The sequence below is a fragment of the Histophilus somni 2336 genome (assembly GCF_000019405.1).
GTDB lineage: Bacteria > Pseudomonadota > Gammaproteobacteria > Enterobacterales > Pasteurellaceae > Histophilus > Histophilus somni.
On the sequence record NC_010519.1, the window covers coordinates 2,120,407 to 2,136,353 of the forward strand.

Genomic DNA, 15,947 nt, shown 5'->3' on the forward strand with positions numbered 1-15,947 from the left:
TATGGTTAAGTGAATAAGCGCACAAGGTGGATGCCTAGGCAATCAGAGGCGAAGAAGGACGTGCAAATCTGCGAAAAGCTTGGATGAGTTGATAAGAAGCGAATAATCCGAGATATCCGAATGGGGAAACCCGATAGGCGAAGAGTCTATCATTTCATTATGAACACATAGTAATGAAAGGCGAACCGGGAGAAGTGAAACATCTAAGTAACCCGAGGAAAAGAAATCAAAAGAGATTCTGTGAGTAGCGGCGAGCGAAAGCGGAGGAGCCGGTTAGTGATAACGTAGCTGTTAGGGGAATGGACTGGGAAGTTCAATCATAGAGGGTGATAATCCCGTACCTTAAGGCGGCGCGGTGGTACTAAGCTAACGAGAAGTAGGGCGGGACACGAGGAATCCTGTTTGAAGAAGGGGGGACCATCCTCCAAGGCTAAATACTCCTGATTGACCGATAGTGAACCAGTACTGTGAAGGAAAGGCGAAAAGAACCCCGGGAGGGGAGTGAAAGAGAACCTGAAACCTTGTGCGTACAAGCAGTGGGAGCCGAGAGGTGACTGCGTACCTTTTGTATAATGGGTCAGCGAGTTATATTTTGTAGCGAGGTTAACTGAATAAGGGAGCCGAAGGGAAACCGAGTCTTAACTGGGCGTTAAGTTGCAAGGTATAGACCCGAAACCCGGTGATCTAGCCATGTGCAGGTTGAAGGTTGGGTAACACTAACTGGAGGACCGAACCGACTAATGTTGAAAAATTAGCGGATGACGTGTGGCTGGGGGTGAAAGGCCAATCAAACCGGGAGATAGCTGGTTCTCCCCGAAATCTATTTAGGTAGAGCCTTATGTGAATACCTTTGGGGGTAGAGCACTGTTTCGGCTAGGGGTCCATCCCGGATTACCAACCCGATGCAAACTGCGAATACCGAAGAGTAATGCATAGGAGACACACGGCGGGTGCTAACGTTCGTCGTGGAGAGGGAAACAACCCAGACCGCCAGCTAAGGTCCCAAAGTTTATATTAAGTGGGAAACGAGGTGGGAAGGCATAGACAGCTAGGATGTTGGCTTAGAAGCAGCCATCATTTAAAGAAAGCGTAATAGCTCACTAGTCGAGTCGGCCTGCGCGGAAGATGTAACGGGGCTGAAATATAGCACCGAAGCTGCGGCATCAGGAGCAACATTAATGGTTTTTAGGTAACGACTCACGAAGGGAGTGAGTTGGTTGAGTAAACGAAGGTTGAGTTGGATTGAGAAGCGACAAGAATCATTAATGTTGCTCCTGTTGGGTAGGGGAGCGTTGTGTAAGCGGAAGAAGGTAAATTGAGAGGTTTGCTGGACGTATCACAAGTGCGAATGCTGACATAAGTAACGATAAAACGGGTGAAAAACCCGTTCGCCGGAAGACCAAGGGTTCCTGTCCAACGTTAATCGGGGCAGGGTGAGTCGGCCCCTAAGGCGAGGCTGAAAAGCGTAGTTGATGGGAAACGGGTTAATATTCCCGTACTTTGATAAACTGCGATGTGGGGACGGAGAAGGTTAGGTTATCGGCCTGTTGGATGGTCGTTTAAGCCTGTAGGTGGGAAGATTAGGCAAATCCGGTCTTCTATTAAACGCTGAGGGGTGAAGAGGAGTTTCTAAGGAGACGAAGTAACTGATACCACGCTTCCAGGAAAAGCCACTAAGCGAAAGGTTTATTGGAACCGTACTGAAAACCGACACAGGTGGTCAGGTAGAGAATACTCAGGCGCTTGAGAGAACTCGGGTGAAGGAACTAGGCAAAATGGCACCGTAACTTCGGGAGAAGGTGCGCTTACGGTAATTGTAGCTCTTTACGGGTGAAGGTGAAGTAAGTCGAAGATACCAGCTGGCTGCAACTGTTTATTAAAAACACAGCACTCTGCGAACACGAAAGTGGAAGTATAGGGTGTGATGCCTGCCCGGTGCTGGAAGGTTAATTGATGTTGTAATCGAAAGAGAAGCAGCTGATCGAAGCCCCAGTAAACGGCGGCCGTAACTATAACGGTCCTAAGGTAGCGAAATTCCTTGTCGGGTAAGTTCCGACCTGCACGAATGGCATAATGATGGCCAGGCTGTCTCCACCCGAGGCTCAGTGAAATTGAAATCGCCGTGAAGATGCGGTGTACCCGCGGCTAGACGGAAAGACCCCGTGAACCTTTACTATAGCTTGACACTGAACATTGAATATTGATGTGTAGGATAGGTGGGAGACGAAGAAGTGTGAACGCCAGTTTGCATGGAGTCGGTGTTGAAATACCACCCTTTAATGTTTGATGTTCTAACGAAGTACCTGAGACGGGTACTCGGACAGTGTCTGGTGGGTAGTTTGACTGGGGCGGTCTCCTCCCAAAGAGTAACGGAGGAGCACGAAGGTTTGCTAATGACGGTCGGACATCGTCAGGTTAGTGCAATGGTATAAGCGAGCTTAACTGCGAGACGGACAAGTCGAGCAGGTGCGAAAGCAGGTCATAGTGATCCGGTGGTTCTGAATGGAAGGGCCATCGCTCAACGGATAAAAGGTACTCCGGGGATAACAGGCTGATACCGCCCAAGAGTTCATATCGACGGCGGTGTTTGGCACCTCGATGTCGGCTCATCACATCCTGGGGCTGAAGTAGGTCCCAAGGGTATGGCTGTTCGCCATTTAAAGTGGTACGCGAGCTGGGTTTAGAACGTCGTGAGACAGTTCGGTCCCTATCTGCCGTGGGCGTTGGAGAATTGAGGGGGGCTGCTCCTAGTACGAGAGGACCGGAGTGGACGCATCACTGGTGTACCAGTTGTTTCGCCAGAAGCATTGCTGGGTAGCTAAATGCGGGAGAGATAAGTGCTGAAAGCATCTAAGCACGAAACTTGCCTTAAGATGAGTTCTCCCTAATGAAGAGTTAGTAAGGGATGTTTGAGACTAAGACGTAGATAGGTGGGGTGTGTAAGTGTAGTGATATATTGAGCTAACCCATACTAATTTCCCGAGGGGCTTAACCATACAATCTTGAGTGTTTTGCATAGAGGAAGAAGCGGGACAGGATAGAGAGAGGAAGACTTGAAGTAGAGGCTTGTTTTTTTATTGAAGAAGAGATAGAGACGGGATATAAGAGAGAGGAATTTAACTTGGCGGCGATAGTGCGGTGGGACCACCTGACACCATGCCGAACTCAGAAGTGAAACGCTGTAACGCCGATGGTAGTGTGGGGATTCCCCATGTGAGAGTAGGGCACCGCCAAGTTTTTTATGATATGACCCTGGGTGGAGACACTCAGGGTTTTTTGTTATTTGGGATAAGGCGGGGAAGAGAGAAGAGGGAAGAGGAAAATGGGAGAAAAAAAGTAATAAGGTGATAACAAGGTAGTCATAAAAAGTAGGGTAATGAAGCAGAGTGAAGAGGTGCGGTAGGAAAATTGTTTTTTTTTCTACCGCTCTTTTTTTAGGTGATTTATTTTTAGCGATTTGCTTGACGATAAATGATGATCAGCTACTGAACGAGAAGTTACTTCTAGCACAACATTTCAAACAGAATTTTCTCTATAGATTTCTTTAATTTACAATGGGTTATCTTCATTTATAGACAGATATCATTGCTAATCTACTTCAGACCATTGTAAATTTTCCTTATTGTCTTATTACCTTGTAGGTAAAAGTGCGATTAAAAAATCATATGTTTCTTTAGCCAATGAATTACTGTATGAATGTTTTGATTGTGTTTGTAAGGTGTTACAATATAATAACGCTGATTACACGGTTTTTCTAAGCCTTTGAAAGGGGTTATTAATTGGTCATTAACTAAATAAGGTGTGATTAACTGTTTTCGCCCCATTGCGATGCCAATATGGTTAATTGCAGCTGTTAATGCTAAATTCGAACAGTCGAATACCATAGATTGTACTTGGTTTAAATCAAGACTGTAATTGAAATATGTTAACCAACTCTCCCATTCTTCAAAATCGGAATTGTAATGCCACGCTTGTCCGTCATGAAGCAATAAACAGTGTTCTAAAGATTTCGGATTCCCATGAAGTTTATGTTTCTCGGCATATTCAGGGCTGCAAACCGGAATAACGCTTTCTGGCATGAGTTCATAGTGATGTAAATTTTCACTATATAAATCATCATAATAGATAGCTAAATCTACTTTATACCTATTAAAATCAATAACTTCATTGCCAGTCAAAATATTCAGTGTAATAAACGGATATTTTTGATTAAATCCTGCTATAGCAGGAATAAGCCAACTTTGAGCTAAGGAAGGGCGAGCATAAATTGTCAATGTGCCACTGATTTCTTGATTACGTATTTCAAAAATTTCTTTATTTATGTGAGGTACTAACTATTTTTACATAGATAAAAAACAAAAAATTTGGTCGGAAAAATTGCGGTGGGGCTTTGTGTGGCAAGGCTTTGCCGTTTTTTGTTTGGGGGAGTTATGCAAAAAATAAGAATGGTTAAAAATGGTAAATAATGGGTGGTTTTTGCATTATTTTTTGCATAACTTTAAGTAGTGTTTGATCGGTTTTTAAAACGATTTTAAAAATTTAAAATGGTTTTAAACTAGGCTTTTACCAATATGTACCACACGCCCGATAATTTGTAGGTTTTGAGCCTCCTCATCAGATATAGCGATTGGCGGGTATTCGTCCTTGTTGTCACTTACAAGCTCAACGCCATCCCATTTCATTTTAACCCGCTTAACCCATATATTCTCGCCGTGTTGGATTAGATAGATTTTATCATCACCTTTGATTTGATTACGGTTTAGATCCACAAGTAGTTGATCACCATTATTGATAGTCGGCTCCATTGAACGCCCATTAGTCCAAAATACCGCACATTTATCAGGGTTTACTCGTAGGCTTTGTAATAGACTATCTGCATAAGGCTCTTTGCCATCGGGTTTGGTTACCCCCTCATTAAAGCTGCCAAATCCCGCAGAAACGTTGATACTGCTATAACTGGCAATCATTATTACTACATTTTCCGTTAAATCTTTTACTTTCTCTACCGCTCTTTCGATAGTTTTTTTAGGTTGATCGTTTTCGCCTGTGAGCAGGTAGTTTGGCGTAACGCCCAATTCATTAGCGATAGTAATAATCATTGATGCCTGTGGCTCACGTTCGTTCATTTCCCAGCCTTGTAAAGCTGATAATGATACATCAACTGCCTTTGCCAACTCTGGACGAGTTAAATTTAACCTTTCCCTTTGCTCTCTAATCCGATTACCTATCAAGGAATTATTTTTAAACTTTGAAGCCATAACTTTAAAAAATCCAATGTTAATTTTTAATGTTTTTAAAATTTAAAATTCAATTTTAAAATCAATGATTTACAGAAATTCATTGAAAAAAGATTAAAAAATAACTTTAAAAATTGTTTTTTAAACTTTACACAGTTGATTTTTAGGTTTATTATCTCTTGCGTTAAGTCAATGGAGTTAATCAATGAGTACATTAAACGACACTAAAAAAACAGCAGAAGATTGGCATAGAGCTGATATCATCGCTGCTTTACATAAAAAAGGTTGGTCGCTTAGACAACTCTCTTTGCAATATGGATACAGTCAAGGAAGCACCCTAAAAAATGCCCTAGACAGACCATGGCTTAAAGGTGAACGCATTATTGCAGATGCAATAGGTGTTCCTGCCGAAGAGATTTGGGCAGAGCGTTTCGCACACCGTAACAATAAAAAATTTGCTGAAAAGGTAGCTTAAAGAGGTTTTTATGAGTGGAAACAACTTAAAAACGCACTTTTCAGCAAAAGAATTATTAGCTTTTAGTTTATCCGCTTTACCTAATTCTGTGCAAGGAATTATTTACCAAGCAAAGAAACAAAATTGGGCAACTCAAAAAAGAGCTGGTCAAGGTGGTGGCAATGAATACGCCCTTGTATCAATGCCCGAAGTTATCCAAACCGAAATCCGTAAGAAATTTGCGGTCGATGTAGTGAAAGCTCAACCGAAACAACTCCCCTCAGTGCGTGCAGAAGTGGATTTGGCGAACCTAACTACAAAACAACGCGAGATAGCAGATGCTCGAATGGCGTTGGTGCAGTATGTGCTAGAGCTTGAGCAGTCAATGAGTCGAATTAAAGCGGTGACTTATTTATGTGATCTTGCAAAAAATGGCAAGTTGCCTGCACACCTTGCAGAGCTAATTGAAGTGGCGAATGCTAAGAAATCAGCTAAGCGGACACTAAGTGTGCGTACCTTAAATGGTTGGGTGGTGGATTACTGCAAAGCCAAGAATGTAGAGCAACGTTTGAAATTGCTTGCTCCACAAGTGAAACAGGCGGTTAAGCCTGAAGAGATTTGGTGGCTAACCTCTTTTTTAGGTGTTTACCGTCAGAAAAATGGGATTTGTTTAACGGAAGCCTATCGTCAATTTAAAGTTGAATGGGCAAGTAATTATCAAGAAAACCCGATTTTACTCGCAGAAATGCCAAGTTTGAGCCAAGTGCAACGAGCGATGGCAAAGCTACCGCTCTATGTAAAAGAGTATGGCAGACGAACAGGCTCACATTACAAAACGTTATTAAGTTATGTGAAACGGGATTGGTCAGCATTAAGAGCAAATGATGTGTGGATTGGGGACGGTCATGCTATGAAACTGAAAGTGGCTCACCCAATACATGGCAAGCCATTTACCCCTGAATTAACCATGATTATTGATGGTGCAAGTCGAAAAATTGTGGGGTGGTCGATGGCATTAGCGGAAAACGCTTTTGCAGTAGCAGATGCCCTACGCCATGCCATATCAACCCATGGTGTCCCAGCTATCTACTACTCAGATAACGGTGGTGGGGAAAAGAATAAATTTTTAGATGCGGAAGTAACGGGGATGTTACCCCGCTTGGGTATCAAGCACGAAACAGGGATTGCAGGTAATCCGCAAGGGCGTGGGATTATCGAAAGATTAAACAAAACAGTGGGGTTATTGATTGCACGCCAGTTTGAGACTTACTACGGCACAGGGGCAGACCCTGAAACCACTCGCAAGGTGCTTTACGGTGTGAACTCTTTGGCTAATGCGAAAGGCACAGTGCTTACGCCAGTGCAAAAAAGAGCGAAAGGCAAGCTCCCAAGTTGGCAACAGTTACTGGATATGGTGCAACAAGTGGTCGATTGGTACAACCAAGAGCATATCCATAGCGAAATTAGATGTATACCAGCTAAGAAATATCAGCAGATGTTACACCCAGAAGATGTGGTCATGCTGACGGATATTGAATTGCGTGATATGAGCCGACCTGAGTTTATCCGCACGCCTGAGCGAGGTTGGATAAGTTGGTGTAACAACAAATATTTTAATACCAAATTATTAGCGGTAGATGGGCAAGAAGTAGTGATTGGAATTGATATCCATAACGCCGAAAGCATACAGGTGCGAACCAAAGACGGCAGATTTGTGTGTGATGCGATTTGGAATGGTAACACAAGAGAAGCCTTTCCAGTGGCGATGCTGGAACAGCAACGTAAAGAACGCCATCAACGTCGCAGTAAGCTTAAAGAGCGACAACTGGCAGAGATTGATGCGGAGCTTAATCCTGTTATTACGATTGAGCATAAACATGATTTTAACTTGTTGGCAACAGCAAGTAAGCCGAAAAAAGAGCCTGTGCCGTTATTTTTTACACAGGCAGAACGAGAAGATTACGAAAAAAAGTTAGCGGTAGGAGGCTAAAAAATGAAAAACCAACAGCTTAAAGAATTTATGCAAGCCCAAGGGTTAGGACAAAAGCAAGTAGCGAATGCCTTTGGTGTATCTGTGGCAACAGTGAGCCAATACTTGAGCGGTAAATATCAAGGCAACTGCGAAGAATTAGATCGCAAAGTAGATGAAATGCTCGAACGCCAGAAAGCTAAAGTGGTTGAGGCTAAATATAACGCTGAATTTGTACCAACTTTAGCGGCAAAACGTGGAATGGAAGTGATGCAGTTTGCCCACGTTGAAGGTGAAATTAATGTGATTTTTGGGGCAGCAGGTTTAGGAAAAACGCAAATGTTGAAAGAGTACGCTCGAAGAAATAGCTCTGCGGTGTTAATTGAGGTTGATCCGAGTTGTACGCCGAAAGTGCTACTACGCAAGATTGCAGAAACGGTCGGGGCAACGGCTCGTGGAATTAATAACGAGCTCTTAGACAGTATTGTAAGCAAACTTAAAGGCTCGGAGCGGTTGTTAATGGTGGATGAAGCAGAGTTGCTCTCTACTCGCTCATTAGAGTTTATCCGCCGCATCCATGATTTATCAGGTATTGGGGGGTGTTGGCTGGTATGCCTCGCTTGTTGGTTAATCTCAAGGGTAAAAATAACGAGTTAGCACAGCTCTATAGCCGAGTGGGTTTTGCGTGCGATTTGGGTAATGCCCTACCTGATGATGATTTAGCGTTATTGGCTGAATCTGCATTAGGTACAGATGAGTTTAACGCACCACTGATTAAAGCGTGCAAAGGTAATGCACGCCGATTAAGCAAACTGATGCGTGGCGTGGTGCGGTCAAGCGAAATCAACGGCATACCAATTAGTGCCGAGCTGGTTGAGCGTTATGCAGGTATGTTGATTAGTTAGGTGACAGATGACGTACCGTCAAATTTATGCGGCGTACCGTGGAGATGAGAACGTGGCAGACGGTACGGCGGAAGAATTCGGTATTATGTAGCAGTTGCACAAAACCTAAAATGCAATCTCAACCGCAGTAAAATTTTTGATGCCCTTAATCGTTGAGGGCATTTATTTTGGTAAATTTTAGCTGATTTTCTCACTTGTTTGCCAATGTTATTGGCTTGCGATGTAAATTTTCCCATCAATGGGCGTAGTCAATCCGCTTAACCTTGTCAAAGGTAAGCTGATTCCCCTGTTCATTCTAATTAGTTTTGTAATTAAGAAAATTAGGCTGCCAACAACTCTTGCTCGTACTTCATTCTTTCATTGAGATTTTTGAAGTAGGACTGGGAAATTTCTTCAGGGCTAAATGCGGTCATACTGATAAGCTCTTGCGTGCGATGATTCCCTTGCCAGTAACCCACCCATTCCCTTAATGGTAATACCCATAAGCAACGTTTGAGAATATCACTAAATAGGTCGCCATTAGACTTTTGACGATTATCTGACATAAACGCCACTTGGTTGGCATAATGTAGGGCGTATTTATTATCACATTTGTGATGTACACCACGATGTAAATCACGGAAACGAGCATTAAAGGATTCGGCGAGATTATTACTCACACCTTTGGCACTATAACATTCTTTATGATTAACACTCCAACGAGCGTAGTGAAAATCCAAACCTTTATAGGCTAGATTTTCATCACACATAATATCATTGCCTTGTTTTACGAATTGATGGTTTAATGCCAAAATTGTTTTAGCATTTTCAGTATAGTCCATTGTAACGATGGTGCGATTTGAACCCCACAATGTTTCATCATTAGAAGCACGTTGATTTAGGCTGATAATGAAACGTTTAGTTGGTCTCAATTTAGGATAGTTTGTCTTTTTATCTCGTTGTTTATGTTGATTCTTTTTAAAATTTGCTTTGCGTAGCTTATAGTTAATCAACGTCCCATCTTCGTGAATTTCCCCTTGCAATGGCGTTAAATCTCGAGTTTTGAATAGGGCTTCACGCAGTTTATGGCAAAGGACAAAAGCCGTTTTATAACTAATATTAAGGTGACGGCTCATTGTTATTGCTGAAATCCCTTTGACTTCATTCGCAAAGAGAAGAATGGCAGCCAAAATATCAACAAACGGTAGTTTATGAAAAGCAAATGCTGTATTAGTTGTAATATAGAAGTGGCGTTGGCAATGTTTGCAACACCAACGTTTGCGAGATTGAAGAAAGTAAGCATTGTGGCGAATACCGCAATGCGGACAACAAACATCGTGAATATTATCAGGATTACCCCAACGGTTTGCTTTCAAAAGTTGGAAGGCTTCATCTTCACTTAAACGGAAGATATGTTTAAGGGATAATGTTTTAGATTTGCTTGAAAGTAAGTAATGAGCCATAAGTATTCCTTGTGTGTACAAGGCACTCAAAGCTAAACGCCAGACATAAAAAATCGCCCACCTGAATTTTCAGGTCGGCTCAAAGCGTTTTGCCCTGAATACCGTACTGTCACAAGAAATACGTGGACTTTAATAAATGAGTTGCAAACCCCAAATAGTCCCCTAATAAAAGGGTTCTACGCCTATATGGTTCGCTATGCTTCTTTGAAAGAAACTAGGCTAAATATAAATAAATGGTTCATTGGCAAATTGTCATTGTTCATCAACGATGAACGGCATTCAAAATAGATCTACGTTGTTTTTCTGTCAAATAAAAAAGCAACCCATTGCTAGGTTGCTTATGAACTGTGATTCTAAAAAATGGATATATAACAAGTTAATAAACACTAACCTGATTACCTTTAATACTCACAATATAGTTATGTGTAATATAGTCTGCACTACCTGATAATCTGTTACCAATAGAATTAGCCATAATTCTACACTTCTTCACACCGTTGTTATCAGATATTTCTTTAGATTCAAAAGAAGAAAATGCAATATAATTCTGCATTCTTGTTATACCTTCAGCAATACTTCCTGCACCTTCCATTGCTCGACCAAACATATCCCAGAGTGGATTAGAGCGGTCTAACCCTTGCGTAGCGTGCCCTACAAAAAATTGAGCGAGTTTATTTGCTTGAACATTTTGAGCTCGGATTCCTTCGTTAATGAATCTGCGGACTGTTTCTTCAACAACATAATCATCGCACTCAATTTCCTTTTGAAAGGTAGGTACTAGTTGTAAAGGCGATATACTAGGCACTAAAACATCTATACTAAATGCAGTAGCAATCACTGGAAAAATATATTTTCCAAACTTAGAAAAAGCCATTCTATTCTCCTTGTTGTTTTTCAGGATTTTCAGACTCTTTTTTCTTTAAACTAGGTATTTTGCTAAATAATTCTTTAGGATATGTGCATACTATTTTCAGGTATGTTTTTAGAAATTCGGCTGAATTAGCATCAAGATGAGATGTTCTACGATGTGCAATATAGCAACCAACAATAAGGTAGAAGTAAATCAGTTCTTTCATAATGTTTCCTTATAACTAAAAATCAATACCAGGGAAAACCTTGTATAGTATGTGTACAGTCTGATGTAGTAACTAACGGTGTATATCAACCACACTAGTTGTGGGTACACTCATCAATTAGTGGGTAAAAAATGAATATCAACGAGAAAATCCGAAGAATCCGTGAATCAAAAGAATGGTCGCAAGAACAGATGGCTGAAAAACTGAATATGTCATTAAATGGCTATGCCAAGATTGAGCGTGGTGAAACAAAGTTATACTTAGACAAGTTAGAGCAAATTGCTCAAATCTTAGATATTGATGTTGTTGAGTTAATCCAATCAGGTGAGAAAAATATCTGCTTTCAAATTGAATCGCCGTTAGGTTCGGTGTATCAAGGTGTGGGGGAATCATCGCTGTTGATTGAGATTGAGCGATTGAAGTTGAATCTTTCGCATGCTAACGAGAAGGAAAATTTATTGAATAAGTTGCTTGAGCAGAAAGATAATGAGATTAATGCATTGAAAGATTTACTAAAAATGGCTATGCCCGAATAAAACATATAAAAACATTGTGTTCTATCGTAGAGAGACAAGATAACAGTTGAATTCTATTGGGAAAAATATTTAAGGAATAAATGTGAGCAAACAAATTAAACTTAGAGCATTTGAAATTGTAAATAATGATATTAGTAAAAATCTTCAAGTCGTTAATTTACTCAAACAAAAATTAGATAGTTCAACTTCTAGTAATGAGCGTAGAATGCTTTTAAGTGAAGATGATCCTAAGAAGGAAGAAGATTTAATTTCTCACTTCAATACTGATAGAAACAACGTTGTTTTTGCAACAATGTTACGTATTGCACTCGGTGATAATGTTCAGCATATCGATGAGACTCTTTTTCAGAAAGCCAATTTTTCAATTAGTGACTTACTGAATGCTAAACTTAATACAAGTGCTATATATAAAGATCACTACTATTTTTTGCTATCTGATCGTTTTGTTGTTACAAATCTATCTAGCAGGACGACAATTACTCGCTTACAAACATATTTAAACTGGTTTCTCGGCGAGTTACTAGAACTCAATCCGATAATTGAGCTTAAAGAAGAATATGATTTGAGTAATGTAAGATCACTGGTTATTCAAGATCCTGAGAATAAGAATACTACAAATATTGACAGTACGGCTAAAGATAACACGAACTCAACTGTGGTATCCAAATTCAAAGACATTACTCACTTTGCAATAGAACATGTGAAAGAGCTATTTGCTGATGCAGAAGATTTAGATGAAATTGATTTTAGTCAGTTAGTTTCAGCCAAACTACTTATTCAAATAAAGAAACCAACTAAAAATTCTCCAGAAGATGTTAAAAAAGCATTTTCAGCAATGTTAAAACCTGTATCAGATCTAGATAATATCTCATTTAAAACTCGTAATGGCACATCAGTTACAGGAAACCAACTTCAGAAGATTAAGCAAGTAGAGGTAGATACTACTGACACAGGTAAATTAAATGAACAAACACTTTTCCAACAAATGGAGCTTTTTATAAAAGAACTCGAAAATGCAAACAAAGATTAAATGGATAGTAATTAGCTTAATCACATTTTTATTATCATTCATCTTATCTCCTTTTCTTAATCAAGAAGATAATATGAATCAAGCTATTGTGCCTACCATTTACACATTGTCAGGTATTATGTTTTCTATTGGAATGGGAATCGCTTGTACATTTAACCCTAGCCAAATTAGAAATGAACAAGTTTTTCAACGAGTCAAAAAAAATATAACTAATGTAAGAAATACATTTTTAATGTATTTTATGCTATCTACAGTTACGTTTTTAATTAGTCAAATTTTAGCTAGAAACCATATTTCCGTAATGAACTTTACTTTGATATTTGATCCTAAAATCTTGGCTTTATTATTTTCTATAGTGAGTCTTATTTATTTTATTGTTAATTTCCTTACTATCCAAAAGTTGATTTTTGATATAGCCGAAAGAGCTATGAATGAAAGTAAATAAGTCACCTTCTCAGCGGCTTATTTATATTTCATTTTTATTACTTCAATATTTAAGTAAATCATCTAATTTAAGACGTTCTTAATTGAATGAGCGAAATTTAGTTATGAGAAAAATTTGGTAGGAAATCAATAGAAATATTTCTTGATATATTCATAACTAAATACCTGTGTCTGGTGTATTATCTCAGAAACAGGTATTTACAAAAATTGTGGGAGAGTTCTCACACTAACACTATATGACTAGGTCGTTTTTCTACATTAAAAGTATTGTATGTTTCAATATCATCTTTATTAGCCTCTAAAAAAGCTTTGAGAGATACTGTTCCCATTTTCAATCTATCTACAAAGGATTGGATTGCTTTCCTTTCCTTTCTGATTCAGATAATAATGGAACAACTATATTTTTAGCATCGCTAGAGCTTATTTCTGCCAATCCATCTGAGCCTCTAGCTAATGATCTCATTTGAATAGCCCATGCTTCTGTATTCAAAAAAGCGAGAAGATCAGCTAAAAATACTTCTTTGCCTTTTTGTATGCGACACCTGTGACAACCATTAGTGACTATTATATCGGTTTGATATTCGCCTATATAACACCATTTTGCCGCACTTCCCCAAATTGAACCAAAATACAAATCATGAGGCTCGGAAAAATGTTTAGCCCTACTAGGTAATTCCCAACCATACATTTCTTGACTTGTAAACTCACCATAAGAAATATCTTCTAATATGAACATATTTATAACGATTTATCCCAATTAAACTATTCTTCTCTCCAGATGAAGAAACTTTTTCAGGAAGAAAATTAACTATATCTCCCAAACGTAGGTGTGGTCTTAATTTTATATTATATATAATATTTTTCACTATTTGATTTAAGTAAATCTGAAACATTATCAGTTCTAAGCCAACTAAAATAATTTAAAGCTGACATAGAATATCTTATTCTATCTAAAACTACTGGAAAATCAGTGTTTAGTACAAGCTCTCCATTTTTATCAGATATAAAACTACCATCAATGGGATTTCTTTTATATACAGGTTTGGCTATTTTATTTCCTGCTTCCCAACCTAAGTTTTCAATAGATTCTATAAAGAAACTATAATCTTCAGAATTTAACGATGATTTTAGTGGTTCTTTTCGTTTTTCAAGAAACAATATACTGGCACTAACATCTGCACCGCTGCTTTTAAAGCTAAATCTAGGTAAAGCACAAATACCAGCTATCTTAACATGGCGTAAAAGCCATTCTCTAAAAATTAAAAATTTTTCGGAATGATTCCCTAAATAACCATTAGGCAGAATTATTGCTATTCGTCCTTCTTTTTTTGCTTTTCTCACGCATAATTCTACAAAAAGAAGCCCTGATTCCTGCTGTGATAGCAATGAATTTTTATCTAAAATAAAAGTATTTTTTTCTAATATCCATTGAAACCCTAAGTCAAAATTTTTAAGAACCTCAGTTCTTCTTTCTAAAATCTTACTACCAAACGGAGGATTGCATAATATTAAATTATATTGTTTATAATCATCATTTATTGTTTCTAATGAATCAATTTTCTTTATATTGGTTTTCCCATCTCCATTTAATACCATATTTAATATAGCTACTTGAACTGCATTATCTGAGTTATCATTACCCCAAATATAATCTGCATGCCCATGATTAAATTTTCTAGCAGTTTGAAATGCTGCAACCAAAAAATCTGCGCTACCACAAGCAGGATCAAAAACATGCTCGCCAAATTTTAAGTTCATCACATCTATAATAAAGTCTGTTATCGGTGTTGGTGTAAAAAACTGTGCGAGATCCCACTTATAAAGTGATTTTGCAAATTTCATATAAAATGACTGTATTATATCTCTTTTAGAATATGTAATTCTGATGGGAGATAATACTTTTAATATATCTAATAACGCATCATTTTTTATTTTAAAATCAGGAGTCAACGGTTTTGGTAAATGAGAACCGTAAAAATCAATAACTCGAGCTAAAAGATTTTTAAATCTAGGGATAGAAATGTTATCAGGTATTCCTAAAGATCTAAAATCTTGAATTTCCATAGCTTCATGAGGTTGTCCTTCCTTGCTATGTTCATCAAATATTTTTACCAATAAAATCTTTAAGATTAATTCATATCTTGCAGAAATATCAAAACCTTGTTGATGAAGAGTATTTTCAATATAATCAAATATTTCAATTAAGTTATTGTTTGGTTTTGTTTCATTAAATGAAATAGGTTTTATATTTATGGAAGCACCAAATTCAGGTAATAGATTTATTAAACCCTCTCTAATTTCTTTTTTATCATTTGAAAAATCTTGCCAAAATACTCGTTGTTCTAAATTATCCCAGTATAATCCTAAACATTTTTGGATGTTTAGCAAAATCTAAAAATGGTTTAACTTGAGTTTCTTTTACATAGTCTGATTTTGAATTATCTTTTTTTACTTCACATAGTATAATCGCATGTTCCAAAATTGAATCGACATCATTTGTAATTGTAACTTTATCAACATCTAATACAGCGAGATCACATCTAAAGTTATTTCTACCATTATTACCAAATTTCTTAACTATTTGTTCGATAATAATATTTTGTTTTGGATAACCTTGCGATAATAAATAGTGTATTGCCTGTATTCTATAATATTCTTCAGTATATGTTAGCTTATTTTTAGATTTTTGAGATGTTTTTAATACCCCTCGTATAGGGCAGATGAGTTGAACTTGCTCTACTGACATTATGCCACCGCCTTTTTCACAGTTGCATTTGACAAAAATTGAATGGAGATTAAGCTATTGCGTTGCGTTGAACATTTTTGAGATCCTTATTTTAGTATATCAAGTAAT

13 protein-coding genes, 2 rRNA genes and 1 pseudogene are annotated in these 15,947 nt (G+C 38.3%); 8 read left to right on the forward strand and 8 right to left on the reverse strand.

The window, feature by feature from the left end; genetic code table 11:
- Positions 1–3 precede the first annotated feature (3 nt).
- Together HSM_RS09635 and rrf are read left to right on the forward strand one after the other, a co-directional pair.
- Positions 4–2,996 (forward strand): 23S ribosomal RNA (locus tag HSM_RS09635).
- A 124-nt stretch (positions 2,997–3,120) separates the two neighbouring features.
- Positions 3,121–3,236 (forward strand): 5S ribosomal RNA (gene rrf, locus HSM_RS09640).
- Positions 3,237–3,653: 417 nt separating this feature from the next.
- On the opposite strand, the gene dsdC is transcribed toward rrf, so the two are convergent.
- Together dsdC and HSM_RS09650 are read right to left on the reverse strand one after the other, a co-directional pair.
- On the reverse strand, positions 3,654–4,322 hold the full coding sequence (gene dsdC, locus HSM_RS09645; RefSeq protein ID WP_081376368.1) for a DNA-binding transcriptional regulator DsdC: 669 nt from the start codon (positions 4,320–4,322) through the stop codon (positions 3,654–3,656).
- 228 nt (positions 4,323–4,550) lie between these two features.
- Positions 4,551–5,258 carry an XRE family transcriptional regulator gene (locus tag HSM_RS09650; protein ID WP_012340958.1) on the reverse strand — a complete coding sequence of 236 codons (708 nt, stop codon included), beginning with the start codon at positions 5,256–5,258 and terminating at the stop codon, positions 4,551–4,553.
- Between the two features lie 184 nt (positions 5,259–5,442).
- On the opposite strand from HSM_RS09650, the gene HSM_RS09655 reads away from it, so the two are divergent.
- From HSM_RS09655 to HSM_RS09665, 3 genes and pseudogenes are all read left to right on the forward strand, one after another.
- On the forward strand, positions 5,443–5,712 hold the full coding sequence (locus tag HSM_RS09655; protein WP_012340960.1) for a helix-turn-helix domain-containing protein: 270 nt from the start codon (positions 5,443–5,445) through the stop codon (positions 5,710–5,712).
- Between the two features lie 10 nt (positions 5,713–5,722).
- Positions 5,723–7,681, forward strand: coding sequence for a Mu transposase C-terminal domain-containing protein (locus HSM_RS09660; protein WP_012340961.1), 1,959 nt, complete (start codon positions 5,723–5,725; stop codon positions 7,679–7,681).
- A 3-nt stretch (positions 7,682–7,684) separates the two neighbouring features.
- Positions 7,685–8,565: pseudogene (locus tag HSM_RS09665) on the forward strand (AAA family ATPase).
- 320 nt (positions 8,566–8,885) lie between these two features.
- Here the strand turns inward: HSM_RS09665 and HSM_RS09670 are convergent.
- The 3 genes from HSM_RS09670 to HSM_RS09680 form a co-directional block, all read right to left on the reverse strand.
- Entirely contained in the window at positions 8,886–10,007 is a 1,122-nt protein-coding gene (locus HSM_RS09670) for an IS1595 family transposase (protein WP_012340962.1), read from the reverse strand.
- 376 nt (positions 10,008–10,383) lie between these two features.
- Entirely contained in the window at positions 10,384–10,881 is a 498-nt protein-coding gene (locus HSM_RS09675) for a hypothetical protein (RefSeq protein ID WP_012340963.1), read from the reverse strand.
- Between the two features lies 1 nt (position 10,882).
- Positions 10,883–11,083, reverse strand: a complete 201-nt coding sequence (locus tag HSM_RS09680) for a hypothetical protein (RefSeq protein ID WP_005822158.1) — start codon at positions 11,081–11,083, stop codon at positions 10,883–10,885.
- A 131-nt stretch (positions 11,084–11,214) separates the two neighbouring features.
- On the opposite strand from HSM_RS09680, the gene HSM_RS09685 reads away from it, so the two are divergent.
- The 3 genes from HSM_RS09685 (at position 11,215) to HSM_RS09695 (ending at position 13,094) form a co-directional block, all read left to right on the forward strand.
- A complete protein-coding gene (locus HSM_RS09685; RefSeq protein WP_012340964.1) occupies positions 11,215–11,619 on the forward strand; it encodes a helix-turn-helix domain-containing protein in 405 nt (134 codons plus the stop codon).
- A gap of 82 nt (positions 11,620–11,701) precedes the next feature.
- Entirely contained in the window at positions 11,702–12,649 is a 948-nt protein-coding gene (locus tag HSM_RS09690; RefSeq protein WP_012340965.1) for a hypothetical protein, read from the forward strand.
- Positions 12,633–13,094 (forward strand): hypothetical protein, encoded by a 462-nt coding sequence (locus HSM_RS09695; RefSeq protein ID WP_012340966.1) that lies wholly within the window; start codon positions 12,633–12,635, stop codon positions 13,092–13,094. Before HSM_RS09690 ends, HSM_RS09695 begins: the two co-directional genes overlap by 17 nt.
- A 339-nt stretch (positions 13,095–13,433) precedes the next feature.
- Here the strand turns inward: HSM_RS09695 and HSM_RS09700 are convergent, their stop codons facing one another.
- The 3 genes from HSM_RS09700 to HSM_RS09710 all read right to left on the reverse strand — a co-directional run bounded on the left by HSM_RS09700 (position 13,434) and on the right by HSM_RS09710 (position 15,839).
- Complete coding sequence (locus tag HSM_RS09700; protein WP_012340967.1) at positions 13,434–13,829, reverse strand: hypothetical protein; 396 nt, start codon at positions 13,827–13,829, stop codon at positions 13,434–13,436.
- A gap of 110 nt (positions 13,830–13,939) precedes the next feature.
- Positions 13,940–15,481: an HsdM family class I SAM-dependent methyltransferase gene (locus HSM_RS09705; protein ID WP_012340968.1), complete on the reverse strand. Its 1,542-nt coding sequence runs from the start codon at positions 15,479–15,481 to the stop codon at positions 13,940–13,942.
- A complete protein-coding gene (locus HSM_RS09710; RefSeq protein WP_012340969.1) occupies positions 15,441–15,839 on the reverse strand; it encodes a type I restriction enzyme HsdR N-terminal domain-containing protein in 399 nt (132 codons plus the stop codon). Before HSM_RS09710 ends, HSM_RS09705 begins: the two co-directional genes overlap by 41 nt.
- Positions 15,840–15,947 lie beyond the last annotated feature (108 nt).